At 60.1% G+C, this 20,261-nt stretch carries 16 protein-coding genes and 1 pseudogene; 11 read left to right on the top strand and 6 right to left on the bottom strand.

Features of this window, described 5'->3' with window-relative positions; translation table 11 throughout:
• Window positions 1-474 (top strand): very short patch repair endonuclease, encoded by a 474-nt coding sequence (locus QW887_RS32850; RefSeq protein WP_316196017.1) that lies wholly within the window; start codon window positions 1-3, stop codon window positions 472-474.
• A 267-nt stretch (window positions 475-741) separates the two neighbouring features.
• Here the strand turns inward: QW887_RS32850 and QW887_RS32845 are convergent, their stop codons facing one another.
• Window positions 742-2,109, bottom strand: a complete 1,368-nt coding sequence (locus QW887_RS32845; RefSeq protein ID WP_316196016.1) for a hypothetical protein — start codon at window positions 2,107-2,109, stop codon at window positions 742-744.
• 564 nt (window positions 2,110-2,673) lie between these two features.
• Between QW887_RS32845 and QW887_RS32840 the strand changes: the two are divergent.
• The 4 genes and pseudogenes from QW887_RS32840 to QW887_RS32825 all read left to right on the top strand — a co-directional run.
• A pseudogene (locus QW887_RS32840) lies at window positions 2,674-2,883 on the top strand (IS110 family transposase); the annotation flags it as partial.
• A 473-nt stretch (window positions 2,884-3,356) separates the two neighbouring features.
• Entirely contained in the window at window positions 3,357-4,445 is a 1,089-nt protein-coding gene (locus QW887_RS32835; protein ID WP_316196015.1) for an IS110 family transposase, read from the top strand.
• An 891-nt stretch (window positions 4,446-5,336) separates the two neighbouring features.
• Window positions 5,337-6,050 carry an alpha/beta hydrolase gene (locus QW887_RS32830; RefSeq protein ID WP_316196013.1) on the top strand — a complete coding sequence of 238 codons (714 nt, stop codon included), beginning with the start codon at window positions 5,337-5,339 and terminating at the stop codon, window positions 6,048-6,050.
• 250 nt (window positions 6,051-6,300) lie between these two features.
• Window positions 6,301-9,846: a TM0106 family RecB-like putative nuclease gene (locus tag QW887_RS32825; protein ID WP_316196012.1), complete on the top strand. Its 3,546-nt coding sequence runs from the start codon at window positions 6,301-6,303 to the stop codon at window positions 9,844-9,846.
• Between the two features lie 151 nt (window positions 9,847-9,997).
• Here QW887_RS32825 and QW887_RS32820 read toward each other — a convergent pair whose 3' ends face one another.
• Window positions 9,998-10,399, bottom strand: a complete 402-nt coding sequence (locus QW887_RS32820) for a hypothetical protein (protein WP_315717617.1) — start codon at window positions 10,397-10,399, stop codon at window positions 9,998-10,000.
• A gap of 327 nt (window positions 10,400-10,726) precedes the next feature.
• Between QW887_RS32820 and QW887_RS32815 the strand changes: the two genes are divergently transcribed.
• Window positions 10,727-10,957 (top strand): helix-turn-helix transcriptional regulator, encoded by a 231-nt coding sequence (locus QW887_RS32815; RefSeq protein WP_315717616.1) that lies wholly within the window; start codon window positions 10,727-10,729, stop codon window positions 10,955-10,957.
• Between the two features lie 465 nt (window positions 10,958-11,422).
• A complete protein-coding gene (locus tag QW887_RS32810; RefSeq protein WP_316196009.1) occupies window positions 11,423-12,136 on the top strand; it encodes a hypothetical protein in 714 nt (237 codons plus the stop codon).
• 606 nt (window positions 12,137-12,742) lie between these two features.
• Here QW887_RS32810 and QW887_RS32805 read toward each other — a convergent pair.
• The 3 genes from QW887_RS32805 to QW887_RS32795 form a co-directional block, all read right to left on the bottom strand.
• Window positions 12,743-13,804: a tyrosine-type recombinase/integrase gene (locus tag QW887_RS32805; RefSeq protein ID WP_316196007.1), complete on the bottom strand. Its 1,062-nt coding sequence runs from the start codon at window positions 13,802-13,804 to the stop codon at window positions 12,743-12,745.
• Window positions 13,779-14,024, bottom strand: a complete 246-nt coding sequence (locus QW887_RS32800) for a hypothetical protein (RefSeq protein WP_316196005.1) — start codon at window positions 14,022-14,024, stop codon at window positions 13,779-13,781. The genes QW887_RS32805 and QW887_RS32800 overlap by 26 nt, the downstream gene beginning before the upstream one ends.
• A gap of 111 nt (window positions 14,025-14,135) precedes the next feature.
• Complete coding sequence (locus tag QW887_RS32795; protein WP_316196004.1) at window positions 14,136-14,777, bottom strand: hypothetical protein; 642 nt, start codon at window positions 14,775-14,777, stop codon at window positions 14,136-14,138.
• A 514-nt stretch (window positions 14,778-15,291) separates the two neighbouring features.
• Between QW887_RS32795 and QW887_RS32790 the strand changes: the two genes are divergently transcribed.
• The 3 genes from QW887_RS32790 (at window position 15,292) to QW887_RS32780 (ending at window position 18,776) form a co-directional block, all read left to right on the top strand.
• Window positions 15,292-16,056: a hypothetical protein gene (locus QW887_RS32790; RefSeq protein ID WP_316196002.1), complete on the top strand. Its 765-nt coding sequence runs from the start codon at window positions 15,292-15,294 to the stop codon at window positions 16,054-16,056.
• A gap of 134 nt (window positions 16,057-16,190) precedes the next feature.
• Window positions 16,191-18,128 (top strand): hypothetical protein, encoded by a 1,938-nt coding sequence (locus QW887_RS32785; protein WP_316196000.1) that lies wholly within the window; start codon window positions 16,191-16,193, stop codon window positions 18,126-18,128.
• 93 nt (window positions 18,129-18,221) lie between these two features.
• The gene (locus QW887_RS32780; protein WP_316195998.1) at window positions 18,222-18,776 is read left to right on the top strand and encodes a hypothetical protein; all 555 of its coding nucleotides are present in this window, start codon (window positions 18,222-18,224) and stop codon (window positions 18,774-18,776) included.
• A gap of 230 nt (window positions 18,777-19,006) precedes the next feature.
• On the opposite strand, the gene QW887_RS32775 is transcribed toward QW887_RS32780, so the two are convergent.
• Window positions 19,007-19,303 carry a hypothetical protein gene (locus QW887_RS32775; RefSeq protein WP_316195996.1) on the bottom strand — a complete coding sequence of 99 codons (297 nt, stop codon included), beginning with the start codon at window positions 19,301-19,303 and terminating at the stop codon, window positions 19,007-19,009.
• 202 nt (window positions 19,304-19,505) lie between these two features.
• Between QW887_RS32775 and QW887_RS32770 the strand changes: the two genes are divergently transcribed.
• A complete protein-coding gene (locus QW887_RS32770) occupies window positions 19,506-20,174 on the top strand; it encodes a DNA-3-methyladenine glycosylase (RefSeq protein WP_316195994.1) in 669 nt (222 codons plus the stop codon).
• The last annotated feature ends 87 nt before the right edge of the window (window positions 20,175-20,261 follow it).

The raw sequence follows: 20,261 nt of genomic DNA, 5'->3' as shown, positions 1-20,261 counted from the left end.
ATGCCTGATTTCCTGACGCCAGAGCAGCGGTCGGAACGAATGTCGCGCATTCGCTCCAGGGACACAAAGCCAGAGCTGGTGCTGCGGCGAGAGCTCCATCGGCTTGGGCTCCGCTATACTTTGGGAAACAAGCGGCTGCCAGGAAAACCCGACATAGTCCTCCCGCGTCACAAGGCGGCGGTCTTCGTCCACGGCTGCTTCTGGCACCGCCATGCCGGCTGCAACATTGCGACGACGCCGAAGTCGAATACGCCGTACTGGCAGGAGAAGTTTGACCGGAATGTCAGCCGTGACGCCCGCGTTAGGGCCGAGCTCGAAAGCCAAGGCTGGCGCGTATTCACCGTGTGGGAATGCGAGCTGCAGTCTGGTAAGCGAACTTCACGGACTGCTTACCAACTAGCTGATGAAATCCGCGGCGCGGGTACTCGCCAGAATCAATCTAAGTATCGACCACGGAAGGCGCCCAAGCCGTAAGCTCCCGGTGACCGCCGCCTTGCACCGGAGTGCACGCTTGAGAAGCCATAGGACGAATCTTGGAGCGAGCCGTATGAGAAAGAGCAGGTATTGGAGTTGATGATCGCGCCGTATCCGCGGCAGGCTTACGTTGCGATAGAGTTATAGCTGAAGACAGAACTGGACTTATAGAATAGGTCCAACGCCACTGCTCCCGCCGTGTCCTTACTCAGCTGCCGACGCCTGTTGGCCTAAACGCGAGCTGTCAAACAAATTTCCGGGCTGAGTTCATACCCAATCACCGTTCTCCAGGTCCCAAGTTCGCCTTGGACCGTGAGGTGGCCAATCGCGCGCCAGAGCCAGGCCGTCTCCTTGCATCACAAATTCTTCCCCAGGGGCGCCTGCACGAGCCGGGGCTATTGGAAGCTCGACCGTGTGAGGCGGGCCGAACCGGTTATTCGCAGCGGCTCTAAGAACCCTGCGCGCAGAGGGTTCATAGATTCCGAATCGGAATGGCGGCCACCACAGCCAGTCATCGGCAACGAGTATGTCTCCGGAGGAGCCGACAGCCCAAAAGTGTTGATACCGTTCGTGCGGTTCGGTGCCGCCTTCTTCGCCGCCGGACAAGATGCGTCTCAGGAAAGCGGATGCATTTCGTGCACCGCACATTAGGAATACGTTCTCGTAGTTCGCAAAGGCGATGCGCCCGCTAGGTTCACCGCGTTCCCCTTCGCCACCCCGTTCGCCGCCGTCACCGTCGCCGCCACGACCATCTCGCCGCTGCTGAACTTGCTCAATGTGCACCCGATCAAGCTGATGTTCGTGTCCCTCTTCATGCCGCTTTTGAGGCTCGGCATGAAGTAATTGAGTAAACATGGGCCCGGTCGCTGCCGCGGAAAGCGAAGCAAATTGAGCAGTCTTCTTTGTGCCAACCGTCACCTTTTGAGGACTGGCTATGGAAATTCTCGACGTCTTATTGCCCGGGATTGCTCCGAAAGCTACGGCGAACCCATTTACGATGGTTAGCCCCTGCGCGGTTGTCCCGATGAAATCCTTCACTTGCCTCTTGTAAGCTTCGTGGGCGCGTCGTTTGACGGGAGCTTCCTTAGCTTGAACTGGCGAAAGGCTACCTTTCGCTTCAAGGATGACTATACTTTCCTTCTTGAAGCCGTGTTTGGTCCCGGGATCATAGACGTAATCTGGTGTCTTCTCTTTCTTCTTATTGGCCGGATTAGCGTTCGCGGGGATAAGCTTTAATTCGGCCGCGTTCGCCCGCCAGTGAAAGCCGAGACTTTCCATGACCAAGTCGGCAACGGCTGCGCCTATCTTGCCGGCATACGAAGGGCGTTCATCGTCTGCGAGAATGTCCAATGCGACGGTAAACGAGAATTCTTGGGTTGCCTCGTCGACAAAGACGTTGATCGCGTCGGCTGTGAGAGTGCCGTACTCTGTAATGAGGACTTGACGCTTCTCGAAGGACAAGCCGTCGACCTGTACCTGCATGGAGCGGGTCCGGCTTACCGACATAACGAATTGCTCCCACCCAAAATTGACGGTTTTCGGCAGGATCAATGCGTTGCCGGGATCCTTCAACTTCTGCCTGACGCGGGTAATTCCGACGTGGCGGATGAATTTCTCAGGTGGTGTCCACGCCATTGTCTGGTCCTAGCAAGTAATATCAACTAGCCTGCGGGGGGTAGCACCCCGCTCAATCCCGCCGACCTTCTCGCGCTCATCGAGATAGGCCTGCAATCCATTATTACGCCAATTGGCTATATTGCCTTCGTGGTCCCGCTGCGCTTTCTCGCGTAGGTTTGCCTACATCTGCTGATGCTATGGGGTGAGCTGCTTTTCAGCCATATCCCACTCCTTGTGTTCGGGGGCGCGCTGCGGCCGGTCAAAGACTGAGTCCAGCACCCTGAGTCTGTCACGTTGCTTTCGAACCTTCCAAGGAAAATGAAGATAGCATAAGGGAATCGAATAAACCTCCAGTTTTATCGTTAGGCAACTTTCGCCACGGGAGGGTGGCGGAAGCCGTCGTCTTGGGAGGAGTTCCAGAGATGTCGGTGTACGGCTGGAGCTCGTTTGGCCGACCGGGATGACTATAAAGTGAAGCTCGTTCGCAACGGGCCCCCTGGGGAATTTCGTGAAGGCTTAATGGTCGGCCTGTGGTTCGAGGACCGGTACGACTTCCCTCCTATCGAGTACAACGGCGACTTGTTCAAGCGTCGCGACAAGGTCAAGACCTGGGGACTGGCGGTTGCCAAGCGCTCTGGGCACCGCAAGGCGGTGGTGCGCAAACTGGCCGTGATCCTGCACGCGACGTGGTGCGACGGCACGATATATTGCGGCGATCAGGCAGTCAGCTCCGCCGACGCTGCGGCGCACGCCAAGCGCAAGGACCGCAGGCTGCTGGGAGCCCTGGCATGAACCAAAGCAACAATCCTGCAGCAAACGATAGGTGTCGAGGACGACGCGCGAATTGATGGAGCTCCGCTGTCAGCGGAAGAGGACCGGTGCAGATCAGAGACGACGGAACGCACGCTATCTTGCCGGCGACGACAGCCCGATCGAGGCTGCGAGCGCGCGTGAGTGCCTGTGTTGCCCCGCGATCCTGACGACGACATGTGCGCCCGCATGGCGAGCGGGGCTGAGCACCGACTCCTGCATGGACCACCAGATGTCATCACCGCGAGATCACGACAGAAAGCCGGACCATTGTCATGCTGTCGACCGCTCCGGTGCAGCCGTATGGTGTGAAGCAGAGGAGACGATCATGTCGAAGAAGAAGGCAGAGAGACGCCCGATTACTCCTGCCGTCCGTAATCGGCCTGACCGTCCGTCTGCTGGCGGCAGCGGCGGCCATGCAGAATGAGCGCTCTCACCAACACAGGCGGCGCGCCATGGAGTTCTTCTGCGGGCTGGATGTCGGCATGGATCAGACCGCGACTTGTGTGGTCGACGACAAGGGCGAAGTGCTGCTGGAGGTCGCGGTGATGACCGACCCGGACGCGATCAAGGGAGCACTGTCGCCGTATCTCGGCCGGCTGCGGCGGGTCGGCCATGAGGCCGGCGCGCTGTCGCCGTGGCTGCATGGCGAATTGCTCCGTCTCGGCCTGCCGGCGATCTGTCTGGAGACCCAGCACGTGCGCGCCGCGCTGCATGCGCAGCGCAACAAGACCGACCGTGCGGACGCGCTCGGTATCGCGCACATCATGCGCACTGGCTGGTTCCGGCGCGCGCACATCAAGACCGCGCCGTGCTATCGGCTGCGACTGCTGCTGACGCATCGCCGCAATCTCAAGCGCAAATTCCTCGATCTCGAGAACGCGATCCGGCACTCCTTGAAGGCGTTCGGCATCCGGCTCAACCGCATCGGCCGCGGCGCCTTTGCGCAGGCCGTGCGCGACGCGGTGGCCGGCGACGCGCTGATCAGCGAGCTGATCGATGCCATGCTGAACGCACGCGCGGCGCTGTGGAAGGAGTACTGTCGGCTGCACGGCCTGGTCGTCAAGCTGGTCGCCGGACACGAGCTGTGCCGGCGCTTCATGCAGATTCCAGGCGTCGGGCCGATCGCCGCGCTGAGCTTCATGACGGCGATCGACGATCCGTCGCGCTTTCGGCGGTCACGCGATGTCGCGGCGTATTTTGGCCTGACGTCGCGGCGCTGGCAGTCGGGCACCTCGATCGATGTGCAGGGGCCGATCAGCAAGGCGGGCGACGCCGATGTGCGGCGCGCGCTCTACGAGGCGGCGAGCGCGCTGCTGACGCGCTTCAAGCGTCGCGACAAGGTGAAGACCTGGGGACTGGCGGTTGCCAAGCGGTCTGGACACCGCAAGGCGGTGGTCGCGGTGGCGCGCAAACTGGCGGTGATCATGCACGCGATGTGGTGCGACGGCACGGCGTATTGCGGCGATCAGGCCGTCAGCACCGCCGACGCGGCCGCCCATGCCAAGCGCAAGGACCGCAGGCTGCTGGGACCGCTGGCATGAACCATAGCAACAGCCCGGCAGCAACGAATAAGCGTCGCGGACGACGCGCGAATTGATGGAGCTCCGCTGTCAGCGGATGAGGACCGGTGCAGATCAGAGATGACGGAACGCACGCTATCTTGCCTGCGACGCGGTACCCGAAAGGGCGGCGCGATCGCGCGAAATTGCCTGTGACGTGGCTCCGTCAGACCGATGGAAAATTGCGCCGCAACGGCTATGCTGCTGCCATCGTGCAGCCGCGCCACGCCGTCGCTGAGCGCGGAAAGCTGCACGGCGCACTGGGACTCCTCGCTGTCGAAGAGCTGCAGATCAGACCGCGCTGCAGGCGTGTTTTTGACGATGAAGATGGAGAGCACCGATGGCGAAAACGACGAAGACGATCGCGGCTGAGAGGCAGAACATCCGGCCGATTAAAGCGGCAAGATAAAAGCGCCTCTCCGCGGCGTAGAATCGGCGGTCGTAAGTTCTTGTGTCCCCTTCTTACAGCGTGGCACCATTCCGAGAATGGTGGTGTTGCTAACAGAAGAAAGCGACGAGAATTCAAGCTCTCTAGCGGCACTCGTAGTAGATTGGCGAAGTCGGGCGTACATTGGTGCAGATTGCTCATTGGAGCGCGAAACGGCCGCTCACATTTCACATAGATCGTTCATGGTTCGGATCTTCAGCGCAAGCGGCATACGTTCAACGGCCGCGGCTCATTGAGGTCTGTGGCAACCGAGCCGCCTCAAGGGATCACCAGCAATGAAACAAAAGGAGTCGGCTGGCCCATTCGCCTTCTGACGTAACCGGCGCAACGGGGCCGTAGCCGATGCCGAGCGGCCAGTGCGTCACGCTCACTTTCTATGGTATGAGTGGAGCGTTGTGCGCGCCGAATGCAATCCGCCGAGGTCTATGCCAATGGAATTTGTTCTTGTGCCAGGACCAATGGTTCGTGCGTCTAGCCTTGAGCCAACCGCGCGCCATTTAGAGGGACTGGGATATCGTATTCAGCTGCCCGATGTTCTGGCGCATCGGCATACGCCACCCGCCTGGAGGGAGTGGACCTCCCATTTGGCGGCCCTCGTGGACCTCAGTCCCAGGGCCGTCCTCGTTGGGCACAGCTCCGCCACCGCATTGATCGCTGATCTGGCAGCGAAACTGCCGTGCCGCTGCTTGATCATGGTCGATGGCGAAGTGCCGCCGTCGAAGGGAGCGGCCGCCCCGGTTAGACCGGCATTGCGAGAGTTCATCGAGAGGTTTGCAAGACCAGATGGGACGCTTCCGATCTGGTCCAGATGGCAGGGGGATCAACGACGCGAGGCTCTCCTTGGGCTCGACATCTTAGGGCGTGCCCCCTCCGCGCTAGCTGCCTTCGAAAGCGACCTGCCTGAGTTTTCGATCAAATGGTTCGACGATATCATCGAGCTTTCCGAGTGGGACCACATCCCGGCTGGGTTCATTCAAACGTCAGCGATCCATAATCATTCGGCTGCTGAAGCCCGGCATCGCGATTGGCCGGTCGTACGGCTGGACGGGACGCATCTTCACCCGACTCTCAGTCCGGCCGAAACTGCAGACGCCATCGTTGCCATGTCCAAGGCACTGGTTCAAAACTTCGATCCCTAGTGCAGTGTTGGGTGATTAATCCGTCAGCTGGTCAGGGCGATTCTCCAGCATAGCAGGCGTCCTTCTGCACCGGCCGACGCCAGCAATCCCCGCGGCAGCTCCATTTCGATTGGTCCGACGTCGGGCTGAGGCCGCGCAGAATTTGCGGTGCTGTTAACGACTGGAAAGTGTCAAGAGTTCTGAGCTTGAAGTAAAGTCGGTCAGCGCCTTTGTAGTTTGAATGGCGCCGTAACTGTGGCCGGGAGAGCCCATGGAAAAGACGCGGGACGCTCAAGGAACAGCACCGGCACAGAACCCGCCGGAGGACCAACTCGTCACCCTTAATCGGTCGGCAAAGGGACGCCCCGGCCGCCTCACTCCGACTCAACTCGCGGCCCATCTGGCTTGTCCCCACCTCACTCAACTCGAGCGCCAGAGGCGTGAGGGGCTCCTGTCTATCGAGTACAGCCCCGACCCACGCCTCGAGGCGCTCCGCGAGCGAGGCCGCCAGCACGAGTCGGCCTATGTCGAGAGGCTGCGGAGTGCTGGCCGCTCGATCTGCGACCTGCGTGACGAGCGAGATCCTAGGGCAACCCAGCGAGCGATGGAGGCCGGCTTCGACGCCATCGTGCAGGCTACATTAGCCAATGATGTCTTCAGCGGCATTGCGGACGTGTTGCTGCGCGTCGGCAGCACGACTTCGTCATTGCCCGGCTACGCCTACGAGCCAGCCGACACTAAGCTTTCGCTTCAGACCAAACCAGGCACGATCCTGCAACTGTGCACTTATGCTGAATTGCTTAAGCCGATGCAGGGGCTGGAACCCGAATTCATCCACGTCATCACGCCGCTTCAGCAGGAAACCTACCGCACCGCGCAGTTTGCGGCGTACTACCGTCTGGTACGTACCCGCCTGTTGACCGCAGTAAGCGCAGTTCCGGCGCCGAGCACGTATCCGCAACCTGTGGCTCACTGCGACGTCTGCACCTATTGGCGCTATTGCGAACAGCAGAGGCGCGCCGACGACCACCCTTCCTTGGTCGCAGGCATCAGCGGCGCTCAAGTGCGTGAGTTCCAGCAGCAGGGACTTCCCACGGTTACTGCCATTGCCCAAGGAGAGGGGCGGCTTCCTGACAAGCCCAAGCGAGGCGCTGAAGAAACCTACCGACGGCTCGGACAACAAGCCCGGTTGCAAGTGGCAAGCCGAGGTGCCGAGATGCCTCAGATCGAGGCGCTTGCGCTTGAGCCAGGCCGCGGGCTGGCAAGATTACCAGAGCCTTCGGCCGGCGATATTTTCCTCGACTTTGAGGGCGATCCATTCGTTGCCCCGCACGGCCTGGAGTACCTCACCGGGGTGTGTTTCACCAATAAGGCCGGAAACGTCGAGTTCAAGCAACAGTGGGCGCTACATACGGGTGAGGAGAAGGTTGCCTTTGAGGCCTTCATCGACTTTGCGCTGGCTCGCGTGCAGGAGCATTCTGGGACCCATGTTTATCACTTCGGCGCTTACGAGCCCGCGGCCCTGAAAAGGCTCTCAGCCCGCCATGCGACCCGGGGATCTGAGCTGGACCAATTGCTACGCGGCCGGCGATTTGTGGACCTGCACGCCGTTGTGCGCGAAAGTTTTCGCATAGGTGTGGAGCGCTACGGTCTCAAGGAGCTGGAAGCCTTGCATGGCTTTCAGCGCCGGCTGGACCTTCGAGACGCCGGCATCGCACGGCGTAACCTCGAACTAGCACTTGAACTGGGCAATATCGAAGTCCTCCCAGACGAAGTTCGTGACCGCGTCGCCGCGTACAACGCGGACGACTGCCTCTCCACGGAGAGCCTGCGTGGTTGGCTCGAGCGCCAGCGCGACGATTGTCTCGCGCGCGGCCAATACATTGATCGGCCGGTGCCCGGTACGCTGGCGCCAAGTGAGGACGTCGGCGCCCGCGATCAGCGCATTTCGTCGCTCCGAGACGTCTTGCGGCAGGGCTTGCCGGCGGACCTCGAAACCTGGACGGCGGACGAAAGGGCGCGGGCGCTCCTCGCTGCGATGCTCGGGTACTTCCGTCAGGAAGAAAAGAACGCCTGGTGGGAGTTTTTTCGGCTTCGCGATCTTCCCGACGATGAACACCTCGACGAGCGACATATGCTCGCCGGGCTTGAGTTCGTCGAACGTCTTCCAAAAAAAGGGCGCGAGCGGAATGCGCGATGCCGTTTCCGTTTCCCCATCCAGGAAACCGCTGTCGATGTCGGTGACACCGTCGTATGGCCGCTGCCCGCAGAGTCGGGCCAGGAACCTCGCACGATGAAAGCCACGGTCGAAGCGCTCGATCTCGACGACCGAACCATCGTATTGAGCATCAGCGAGAAGGCCATGCAGTCCCTCCCTGCCTCGGTTTTCAAAGATCCGGTGGTCGGTGCCAAGCCGCTCGAAGAAGCCGTGCTGGCTTTCGCCGAGCATGTCTGCAACAGCGGGTTCGATCACGACAGCCCCTACGCCACTGCGGGTGAACTCTTGCGAGCACGTCCGCCGCGCCGGATCGCTGGCGTCGGCTACGAGCTCCGCCGTGCCGATGAAGAGGCTGGCCGGGCGCTGGTGCGCCTGTCTAACGAAATCGATGGCGGCGTGCTGCCCGTCCAGGGGCCGCCCGGAGCCGGCAAGACGACGCAAGGCGCCAATGCCATCCTGGTGCTCGCCGCGGCGGGCAAGAAGATCGGTATTACAGCGGTTAGCCACAAAGTCATTGACAACCTGTTGGTTGCCGTGGGCGAAGCTAACAACGATTCGCACAGCCTCCAAAATCTGCACTTGGTGCACAAGGATGATGAGCACGACGGTGTGGATGGCATTGAGTTTGCCAAGTCGTCAGGCGAGGCGCTCGATCGCATTGCCCCGGGCACCATCGTCGGCGGCACCGCTTGGCTGTGGGCGCATCCTGATGCTATCGGCCGCCTAGACGTGCTGGTCATCGACGAGGCAGGACAGATGGCTCTGGCACAGGCGCTCGCGGCCGCGCGTGCGGCCCGCAATTTGCTGTTGCTCGGTGACCCGCAGCAGCTTGAACAGCCCACGCGGGGCGCCCACGAAGACGGCGCGGACGTTGCTGCACTTGTGCACCTGCTAGGTCCCGGGCAGGCGACCCTGCGCCCCGACCAAGGTCTGTTCCTCGACCGCACTTACCGGCTGCACCCCGCCATTTGCGCGTTCACGTCGGAGGCCTATTACGAAGGGCGGCTGCAGTCTAATCGCGGTTTAGAGCGCCAACGTATCGATGGCGCCACGCTGTTCGCCGGTGCAGGGCTGTTCCTGGTGGAGGTGGCCCATCAAGGCAACCAAGCCCAATCCCTCGAAGAGGTTGAGGCTGTCGTTGCGATCGCTCGTTCGTTGCTGCAACCCGGCAACACGTGGACAAACGCCGATGGGGAAGGCCGCTTTTTGGAGCCGGAGGACATCCTAGTCGTCGCTCCCTACAATTCTCAAGTAAGTGCGCTAAGGCGTGCACTCGCCGGCTTTGATGTAGTCCGCGTCGGGACTGTTGACAAATTTCAGGGCCAGCAAGCGCCAGTAGTGATTTATTCGTGCGCAAGTTCCTCACCTGAGGACGCGCCGCGCGGAATGGCGTTCCTCTATGACCCGCATCGATTCAATGTGGCGACTAGCCGGGCGCGCGGCATAGTCATTGTTGTTGCGAATCCACGTCTCTTCGAACCCGATTGCCGCACGCCCGACCAGATGGCCTGGGCGAGCGGGTTCTGCCGGTTTGAAGAATTGGCAACGAAGATCACACTACCCGAAATCGGAGGGGGTGGTCGTCTTCAAGGCGAGTAGCGGTGTAGAGATTGTCTCAGGGCAGGGCCGACCGGCGGGGAGCAACGTCAGGCGAGCCGCCGACGGCGACTCCGCCCTCCTCATAAACAACTAGCCGCCTTGCGGATGTTCGCTATGCCGCGGCTAGCCAAAGACGAGGAGACAGGCGGCGCTATTCGCCGAAGTTCGGCTGGCGAATGTCTACGGGCACGTGCGCAATCTTACAGATCTCCTCAACGAGGAGACGTACCGCTCGCCCTTGCCAATCAATTTGATCGATCGGATATTCCCAATACTCTGATAGGACGTAGGCCAAATGGCGCGCCTTTATGCTCAGGCCTTTCAAAGTGCTGGCGGGCGTCTCCATGATCGCTCGTTCGACAGGATCAAGGCGGGCCAGCAACGCCTCGTCATGTGCCGTAACGTACTCGTCAGCTTGCTTCGATAGGTCGGAAACGCTGCGATCGAGTTCTGCCGCCAGCGCAATAAGCTGTTCCTCAAGAGCTGTGAGACCAGCGTCTGGGTCCGACGACGTCACAGAATCAAGACTGTTAAACGATGTTCGCGTGTCCATTTGAGCTCCGAAAGAGTCGCGGGCGGCGCACAGCCTCACAGTCGTGTATCGCCCCTAGCCGCTGGGCCCCTGCGATTCCGATGATGTCTAGTATTCGCTCAGGCTGCTGTTGCTTGCTGCTGTCGGGCCGTTGTGCCGGCCCCCCCGGTCTCCTCCAGAGTCTAACTTTTTGAGCTTCGCGCCTCTGCATCATCGCTCTGTCTCCGAAATCCAGGGGCATGCGCCCATTCGGAATCCGCCCCACAACTCCAAAAGAGGTGGCGGTATTTTCGTATTATAGGTTATAACCTATAGAATTTCCAGCCCTGCTTTGGTCCTACCGTCCAGATGATCTGGTCGGACCCAAAGGCGGCGCGCGGCGTTCTCGGGGAGAATGTTAGGCGGCTTCGCAAAGCAAAAAGGTTTAGCCAAGAACGCTTGGCCGAGCTGACCGAGCTCGACCAGCCGCACATCAGCGAAATTGAGGCAGGGCTGATTAATCTCACCCTCGATAACGTCCAGGCGCTGGCCGTAGCGCTGGGCGTTGAGCCCTCCGATCTGCTGAAGCCGCCTTCCTAAACGAGAACGTTTGGAATTGCGGTGGACGAGCCAGCTAGGCAGCAAGTCGATCCCTCTCCGAGCAGTACGCGCGCCGTAGTTTGAGGCTCGTCCGGCCACTGACGCGGCTATTCGTCTTCCCGCTCACCTTCTACGCACCGGCCTCGTCCCGGCTGCCTTCAATGCGGCTGATGCTGTTCGTATCCCTCGGTTGGACGTGGACAGCCCAATCGCATAGCGGCGGAGCACAGCGAATACTCGGCGATATGCCAGCCCGCAATGGATATGGCACAATCGGCTTATGTTGCCGCGCTGCCATTGCAGGAGTGAGTTGCGCATATCGGGGAATGCGAGATCCGGCAGACTCCTGAAAGAGGCGAATACTCGTGTAAGCCTCGCACGCCATCCTGCAGGGAGAGTGGGGTCCCCCCGTCCGGCTGAAGATTGCAGCGATCCGGACGGGCACCCCTGGATGGTCAACCGCCAGTGACGATCGTCCGTCGCGAGCACAGGGCGCAATTCACCATCGTCCCGAACGCTGTCTTCGCGGATCCCCGCCTGTCTGTCGAGGCGAAGGGCGTGCTCGGCTATCTGCTGTCGCGTCCCCACAAATGGCACGTCCGCCTGGATCACGTCGGGCGGACCCTGGTTGTTGGCCGCAAGAAGCTGCAGCGCATCTTTCGAGAGTTAATCGCCGCCGGCTATGTCGCCCGCGAAGCGCAACGATTCGTCGACGGACACCGGTTCGGCGAGCTCGACTATGTCGTCCATGACGTGCCTGTGCCTGTGGATAAGTCGTTGCGTCCGCGGGGTCGAAACGGACCTGCGGCTCCGCGGGTCCAAAAGGGACCTGCGTATAAAGACTCGCCGCGGGGCCCTAAGGGACCTGCCTATAAAGAACTAGATAAAAACAGACCCTCTCCACCAGCGGCCTATGCACCTGATGGTTGGTCGAACGCCATCGGCGTGACGCAAGATCGGCTTAACCAGCTCCAGGACGACGAGGCTCGGCTGGATCCGGCGATCGTGGGGCTTTTCGACGACGTCGCTGAAGGTTGGGAATTGGTAGCCGCGCTTCCGGATCAAGAACGGGCTGAGCTGCGCCAACGCTTCAGACGGGGGGAGCTCGATCGGTCGGCGATCATTGAGCTCCGGAAACGATACCTGCATGTGCTGGGTGGCCGTCGGGGTAAGAGGTGATCGCTGCTGTCGGGCTCCAGCGCCCCCCGACCGGTTCTGACCGGTGCGGAGTCGGCAGATGATCCACGCCAGGCAGAGCGCGGGGCGAGGCCGTCGAGTCTGAAACGAAATTTCATCCGACTTGGTGTCTCGCCTCAATGCCCCTGACCATATCCCTAAGGCCGTAGCGCGGGCCTAGGAGACGGAAGCGGCTCTGGCGGGTGTGGTCTTTGTCGCCAAACTCCGTTGAAGCCCCCAGAGGCGCCGGAAGGGCTCAAGAGCCATGGATCCGAGAGGAGGGCTGAGGGCACAGCAGTCTGCTGAGATCCGCTGCGTCGTAGGTTGCCTGCGCCTGGGCCGGAGTTGCGGCAAACCGGGTGAGATCGCCGAGCGAATCTGTTTGCCAATCGCCGAAATAGCCGTTGTGGCTCAGTGGCGGAACTCGTGGCTGGAAAATTGGCAAACGCCTTGAATTGTTGGCTTTTTCACTCTTCCCTAGGGAGCGCCACTGCTCTATTTCATCGTTGTAATTCCTCACTTATTTTCGAGTTTCGTCCCACTCGGCTTTTCGGTGGGACACTATGTGTGCGTGATGTGTTCACGTGCGCTGTCGCGCTTTTTGCCTCGTCATTTCAATTTTGACATAGCGGCATCGGCGGTCTTCTTGCGACTTGCCGCCTTCGTGTAGCGTTCGACCTCCTCCAAAGTTTGGTGTCCTGTGATTGCCATGATCTCATGGGGCGTAGCTCCAGACTCGGCGAGGGCCGTCGAGGTTGCTTTGCGAACGCCGTGCGCCGAGCAATGCGGAAGATCCGCTTGGCGACACCAGTCCTTGAACTTGTTTCCAAAGCCGTTGGCCGTGAACGGATTGCCAAATTGGGTAAGCAAGAACGTCAATTGCGTACCAACCTTCGCGGCAGCGATGCTCGCCGCCAGTTCAGGATGCAGCGGAATATCGATGTCGATTGGATTGCGATGTTCGTTCTTCGCCTGCCGAAAGCGAATCCGATCGTCGCGAATGTGCTGACGACCAAGACGTGGGGCGTCTTCGCGCCGGCCTGTTGTGTATCGCAGTAAGTCCAAAGCGAGCCGCGCTTGCGAACCGATCGGATGCCGCTCGTAAAATTGTTGAATCTCGTCGTTGGTCCAAGTGTGATGTCCGTCAGATCGGTATTTCAGCTTTTTCACACCGTTTGTGGGATTGACGGTGGTTTCCTCGGCTTCGTTGGCCCAGGAGAATAACGCGCGAAGCGCCTTCAAAAGCTGATTGGCTGCCGCCGGTGTCGCAGATTTCGCGTCACGCATCCTACGAACGTGGCGAGCTTGCATCATCGCGACCGGCTTGGCCCCGTGATCTTGCGCAATCTCGTCGAGCGCGCGTCGCTGCCAGCTCTGCGTGCTGCCGTCCAGAGCCTTGTACGCCGCGCTCGCATAGTATCGAATGCAGAGATGGCGAAACGATCCGTTTTTCGCTTCCTTAGCCTGTCGAACCGCGTCAGGAACTGCAGCAGAAACTGCGGCATGATACTCTTCCATAAATTCCGGAGTGCCAGGCAGTGTCCGAATGCGTACTTTAGGTTTCCCCGGCATTCGAACGTAGCAGCGGATGTTCCCGTGACGATCGCGATCTTCGCAAAGGAATTTGAGGCGGATACGCATCAGTTCAATCCCAAGGATTTCCATCAGCATCGCTGAGCGCTTCAAAGGCGCGATCGACTCCTTTGAGATCCCAAATAACGCGACCCCTAATTCTCATCGGCGCCGGCATCTCACCTTCAGTAACCATCTTGTCGAACGTCGATACGCTCACGCCAATGTACTCCGCGGCCTGCAGGCGCGACAGTCCGCGTGGCGGCAACGACACTGGCAGCTCGCTGTGGCGTTGTCGCTGACGACTCGTTTCGCTCATCATTAGCTCGGAAGCTCTGCAAAGACTCATCTCGCCTGTTCCGGCGAAGTGGCCATTGGTGGTTGCGTCTAGCCAATTTGCACATGCAAACGGCTCCATGGATTAAATGCATCAGGCGAAGAGCTTCGCTAAAGACCAAAGCGTTAGCATCCCGAATGATCGCTCTTGCGCGAAGTCAATTTGCCTGTCGGAAGGTGCGATCTGCTCATCCTCGGCAGCCCGATAGTAATGGAGCGACTCTGATAGATCAGGCTCAAATGAATTTTTGGGAGTTCGCTCAATTCTTACAGTCGCTCTTGCTATAGGCGCATAGAGAACAACGCTGATGCCGATGTGATAGGGGTACGCTCCTTGAGGAAGCATGCCTTCGCTGTTGTCCGGGAGCAGCGTGCCTTTTGCCAGGCACCCGATTATTCGCGAAAGTGCTTCCACCAAGGTGTGTCCATGAGCGAGTTCGCGCAGCGACTCTATCTGCTGCCAATTGCCGAATCTTCCCGGCGGAAGATGTACGGCTCGCAAGTTCGCGTACGATTGGTAGCTAGCGATGTTGATCGCCGGTCCGGCGATCGGTGTGGCAGCGACGGCCACAAGAAGCGCGGCCGCGTCGCTTGGCTGCGCAGTCGCCGATCGGCCACGCCCCGAGATCCTCCGCTGCCCGTTGACCACCAGCAGCCGATCGTGCTGCGCGACGGTCTTTTTTGGGAAGGCGAATCTCGTTGAAATAACGTCGATAATGTCGGCAGGGGTTGGCAAGGGAATCTCCTCATTTGAGTAAAACTCAGATGGAGAGAAATGTCCAGCCCATTTTAGAAAAACTCAGATGGAAGTTTTGACCGGACTCTCCCGGTCTGGCCGCCGGGGCGGCATTGGCCGTGTTGGTCTTCGTTTGGCCCGAGGTTCGCCGTCACGGTCGAGGCTCTCTCGGGCAGCTAGCAATGACCAGTCGTAAGACTCGAACCCGCAACCCGATCGCTATCGATCGCGCGACCCCTACCGTGAGTTCGAGTCTCTCGCTCTCCGCCACTGATTTTTAGCGGCGAAAATGAGGTGTTTCCTGAGCCGCCGGCTTGGACTGGTGGAGCACTAGGGTGTACCACTTTTAGCCCACCGTTTAGCAGGTCCGAGCGGCAGTCTCGACTCAAAAGGCACCGTCGGTCGGCGCGGAAATCGGACGATCGGCTCCCGTTCTCGTCACCGTCTTGCAGGCCCACGCACGATCGCTCGCGGCTTTTCCATGCGAAAAAACAAATCATTGCGGGAGCCGTCCTTGAAGAAAAAAGCGCTGAAAGGATTTCAGGTCCCGGACGGCAACGAGATCTTGCGGACGGACATTCCCGCCGTCGCCGAACTCATCGCGCGGACTGCGCGATGGGTGCATCCCGAAACGTTTCGCGGCTTGCCCGTCTGGGCGCCGCATGCTGCGCGCGGGATGCCGCTGTTCGATGCTAGTTGGTCACGCCGATACACCAACACGAAGAGGGCCACGGGAATCAGATCAGACAAATTCGAAGGCAACGTGGCGGCAGCGTTTGCTTTGTTCGCCGCGCTGGATGTCGCTTCGCCGAGACCGAAGAACTGGGCTGTCTGTCATATCTGGGGGTACGATGATCCGGCGTTCGCTCAGCACAGTGGTGTCGTCCAGGACCGGCGTTATTTTTCTTGCGTCGCCAACATGGTCTGGCTGCCGACTTCGTTGAAGGGGTTCACCGACACGCTTCCGGAGATCAAGGCGATGCTACGGGTGTGCGCCTTCCATCTCTATGGCTGGGCTTGCGAGCACGAGTCCGTTACCGCTCAGGCGGCCGAAGTCAGGTCTGGACGCATCCCACCCAATTATCCCGCCGAGTGGCCCGACGGTAAGAATCCGGGACGGCTACCTCCGGGGACCGCGCCGTTTACGGAGAGGACTCAACTCGCTATCGCCAAGAGGAGGGCGAAGATCAAGTCTGATCTCGAAAACGCAACCTACATTCACTATCCGAAGTCCGAGGTCGAGAAGGTTCTTGAGTTTTGGAATGTCGATCTCGGCTAGGAGTCGGCCGTGCCGCGCTTTGCCGCAGTGCTGACGTTATCGTTCATCTGCAGTTCAACTCCCAAATGTTACCCGCGAAGTCCTGGGTCAGGATCTTCGAGCGGGTCGACCGTGTCTGCGAGGAGCGCTCCAACATGAGAACGCGTGTCCAGACTTATTCCCTATGTTTTGCTTCGGTAGCCGCGCTTGCCGCGGCTGCAGGCTGGCTGACCTACGAGCACGACTTCGTAGTAAGAGAAAGGCTCGCAGGGCAGTGGAGCGCGTTGACGCTCATGGACGAATTCCTGGAGAAGGGGCGGCGTCCTCAGGATTCCGATGCTGCGGCATTCTTATCCAACAACGCGCTCGACAATGCCTTGCAGCAATTGGTCGGCGCGACGGTCGACGTGCCGGCGGAGAAAGTGGGGGGCGTCTCTGCGACGATCGAAAACGTCCGAATTCGGCCAAATATTGGCGTCGCTGGCGCCGCTATGGATATTCGCGTCGCGAGCAAGAACCACGGCGCAGCCGTCAAAATGCACATTGAGGGTGACCTCGCCTTCCGTGGCACGAAGCTCGTCGATAGAGCGGGTGTAAGTCCGCAAACCGTCGCCGAGTTTGCGATCTCCATCGCGAGCGCGGAGCCGCGGCTCGATTGGGGCTTTCTGGATCTGCCCGGGCGGCGCGTGATCGGGGACGCCATCGCGTCCGGTCTCATGCTTGCGCTCGATCGTCATCTTGTCGTGGAAATCCCGATCGAAAACGGCTTGGCGTTCGACACCGGTTACAGCAACGACAGCACCGTCCCTACCAGTGTGGGCTCAGTTACGCTCAACAGCTCTCTGCCTGGCCAAACCGTGCGACAGAACTTCGCTTTGTCGATGCCGCTTTTCGTGAAGTCCGGCGTTTGGCTGATGGCCACGCGATCGGTGCCAGGCGAGAGGTCTGCCGCAGTTTCTCCGGTGGTGCCTGACGTTCCCCGGCGCGATCTCGCGGCGAAAGTCGCCACGCTGCGGACCAAAGTTGGCGACGAAGCCAAAGATTTGGAGCGGAAGCACGATCTCGTGCTCCTTCTAAAAGGTAGCGCCATCGTCGGGCTAGCGGACCAGATAGCCAAACTGCCCGTCGAAAACCGAACCGCTACGATCCGTTCGGTGGCGACCACGGGGCAGCTGGTTTCCGACGGAAAATCCTACGTCGAATTGAGGGATCCGACCTCGGCGACCGCTCATCTCGTCATGTCCAATGTCGCTGCACGGTGGATACCGAACCAGGGCGCCGCGCTTGCAGTCGATCTCAACATGGATATGGAGGCGAAGGTTCACGTCCACGCTAATCCGTTGCCCGTCGGCGGGGGCGCGGGCACGACCGTGATGTTGCAGGGTAGCGCCGGCAAGCACGTCGACGGCACCCTCCGACTGGACCGTATCGCGACCAATGGGCACTTTCTGCTTGTTCTCGACGCATCCATGCCGTGCGGCAGCGTGACGGCCGATGTCAAGACCGACGGCCGCATCGAGATCAGTGATTTCAGGACCGATCTATTTCCCGTCGGCCTGCGATGGAGTGTCCCGGTGCCGCAGTCCATCGGACAACCGACCCTCGTCATGGACGATCTTCCGAAGCGGTTCGCTCTCAAGACGACGCATCGCTTCGACGACGGCTCTTCGTTCCGAATGGCGCACGACGCCATCGAATACCGCGTCAGCGTTGCCGACGTCGAGACGAGCGAGGATGGTTACATCGTGTCCGCCGACTTGGACACTCATCCGTCGGATGGCACGATTTCGCCGTCCAAGACCGAGGCTCGGAAAGCGGCAATCTCGGCTGCCCTCAAGTCCGCGAAGCATCCGGCTTGCCCGGCTACGGAAGCTGACATGAGGGTGACCATCGGTGACATCGAGATCGGCCCCAACGGGGAGATCATGAAGGCGCTTCGAAACTTTGTGCATGATGTTACGAAAGGCCCCGGACCGAACAACGAGGTAGTCAAAGCCGTCACGAACGCTGTCAAAGACGTCACGCAAGGGCCGGGACACAGCAACGACCTGCTCGGTGGGGGTGGCTGGGTGGCCAGAACATTCGGGTGGTGAGACGCCGAGCCGCTTCAGAGCGTCGAGCAGGGGAAAGTTCAATCGCTTCTGGCGATCCTGCCTTTTGATTTTTTAACGAAGACCGTTTTGCATATGGATCACGACGAACCAGGTTCAAAAAAGACGGATCCCAAGCGCCGGGACTTCCTCGTACTTAGCCTCTGTTGCATCGCAGCTTGCGCGATCGTGCGCGCACCGTCGGTGCTCGATGAGATCACGGTACCGTTGATCGATCTGAAGCTGAAGCTCAATGCCGGGTATCTTCTCGTGTTCGGGCCGTTGCTGATCGTGCTCGCGATACTAGCTATCCATTTCCTTCGGGAAGATACCCCGCACACGCGGGGGAAGAAGGACCTCAAGAACGGGCTCTTTCGGGCGATACCTCCCTTAGGAGCGGCCTTCTTGAGTCTGCAGTTCTTACTTTTGCTTGCGCCGAAGGGCGAGTGCGACAGCTTCCAGAGAAGCCGCCTCCTGTTGGAGTGGCTCCCTGCATTCAAACCCGAATATTGCATGTATCTGCCCGCGGAGACGCAAGAGCATATGCCTTGGCTTTTCGAGCCGCCCATGCTTCAGGCCTGGATGCAGATCCTCCTGCCGATGGTTGCTCTCGCCGTCGTCATCAAAGATTGGCGAACCCTCGCCGGATAGTCGTTGCATATCCCGCGACGAATTTTCTCACCGCGGCCGTCAAAGGGCGCAGATCCTTCCAGTGCCGAAACTCAAGCCCGAAAGAGCGCAGCCGCGCTTTCGAAAATTGTGCTGGCCGTTTCCCTCACAAACGCCCGGGCTTAGAATGCCGCGTATCGAGCCTTAGCGCCGTTGCTCTGTTTCTCCAACGGCACCAGCGTATCCAACGGGATGCTCAGGCTCACGTCCAATCATTTCGGATAGGCCTCGATCGCCCCGACGGCGATCAGCGTGAGATCCTTTCGACGCTCCTCTTTCAGGCAGATTGACGGAAACAGCGACACCTCCACTCGATCAGTCGTCAGCGCCGTCGGCCGCAGCAGCCGGCCCTTGTTCTCCACGTGGCGGTGGTCGTTGTAGGGATCGAGCGCATTCCGCACCGTGTTGAGCGCCAGCCAGTAGCAGATCCCAGTCGTAGATCTCGACGATCTAGTCGACGAATTTCTCCGCCGCGTCACTGGCGCCTTCGTCTTCGGCTCGGTGACCATCGCAGGCTCGACTGATCATGGGGGCGCAACGAGACTATCCAAGTCTGTCGTCCTGCGGCGGATCTCAAGATCGCAGAAACTCCGTGGCATATATATAATTGATATATACGAGTTATTTGACCTTCCGACAGGCGCGACATAGGGTCCGGCGCATCAAGTTCGCGCATCAGCGCGGTGTCGTTTGCAAGAAAAGGAATTTTCGATGACCGAATATTTTAGAAGGAAGTACGTCCAGGCCGACGAGGCTTTCCTCGCGCCTTCCGCCGCCCTGATGGCGCCGCGCCTGATCGGATGCGTGCTGCACCACGATTACCGTGGCGCCGAGACCGCGGTCATGCTGATCGACGTAGAGGCGTACGGAGGAGGGAGCGACCGAGCCTTTCACCTCCATCCCGAGAACCGGTCGCGACGCAACCGCTGGGCCACGAACCTGACGCCGCACGGGACCGTGCGCATTCATGGCTACCGCGACATGTGGGCCCTGGATATCGTCTGCGGAGAGGGAGGTGCAGGAAGCACCGTTCTGGTCCGGGCTGGTCTTCCCGTAGCGGGTATCGACCTCATGGCCGAGCGCCGCAGCCTGCCCAAGGGCGCCGACGTATCCATCAAGCAGCGCTTGCCGGGCTACGAGAAGAGGCTCTGCAACGCTCCCTGCAAGCTGGCAGAGGGGCTCGGAATTTATCCCGAGCTCGATGGCGCCTCGCTCCTGAAGCACCCCTTCCGTCTGCTCCGTCCCGTGGAGCCCGTGACGAACCTGCTCAACGGAAAGCGCGTGGGCGTCACCCAGGACAGGGAGCTTCCCTGGCGCTGGGGCCATCCCGATTACCAGGCATGGCTCGCCAAGAAATTTCCGCCGAAGGACCCGAAGTGAGCGCGAGCATCCGCGTCCTGGCCGATTTCGAGCCACATGCGCGCACGATCGTGGCATGGGCGATCCACCGGGGAGTGGGGCGGCGAC

Origin of the sequence: Bradyrhizobium sp. SZCCHNRI3052 (assembly GCF_032484895.1) — a bacterium.
Classification (GTDB): Bacteria; Pseudomonadota; Alphaproteobacteria; order Rhizobiales; family Xanthobacteraceae; genus Bradyrhizobium.
Note: the sequence above shows the minus strand (reverse complement) of the source record. Positions and strands in the feature narration are given on the sequence as shown.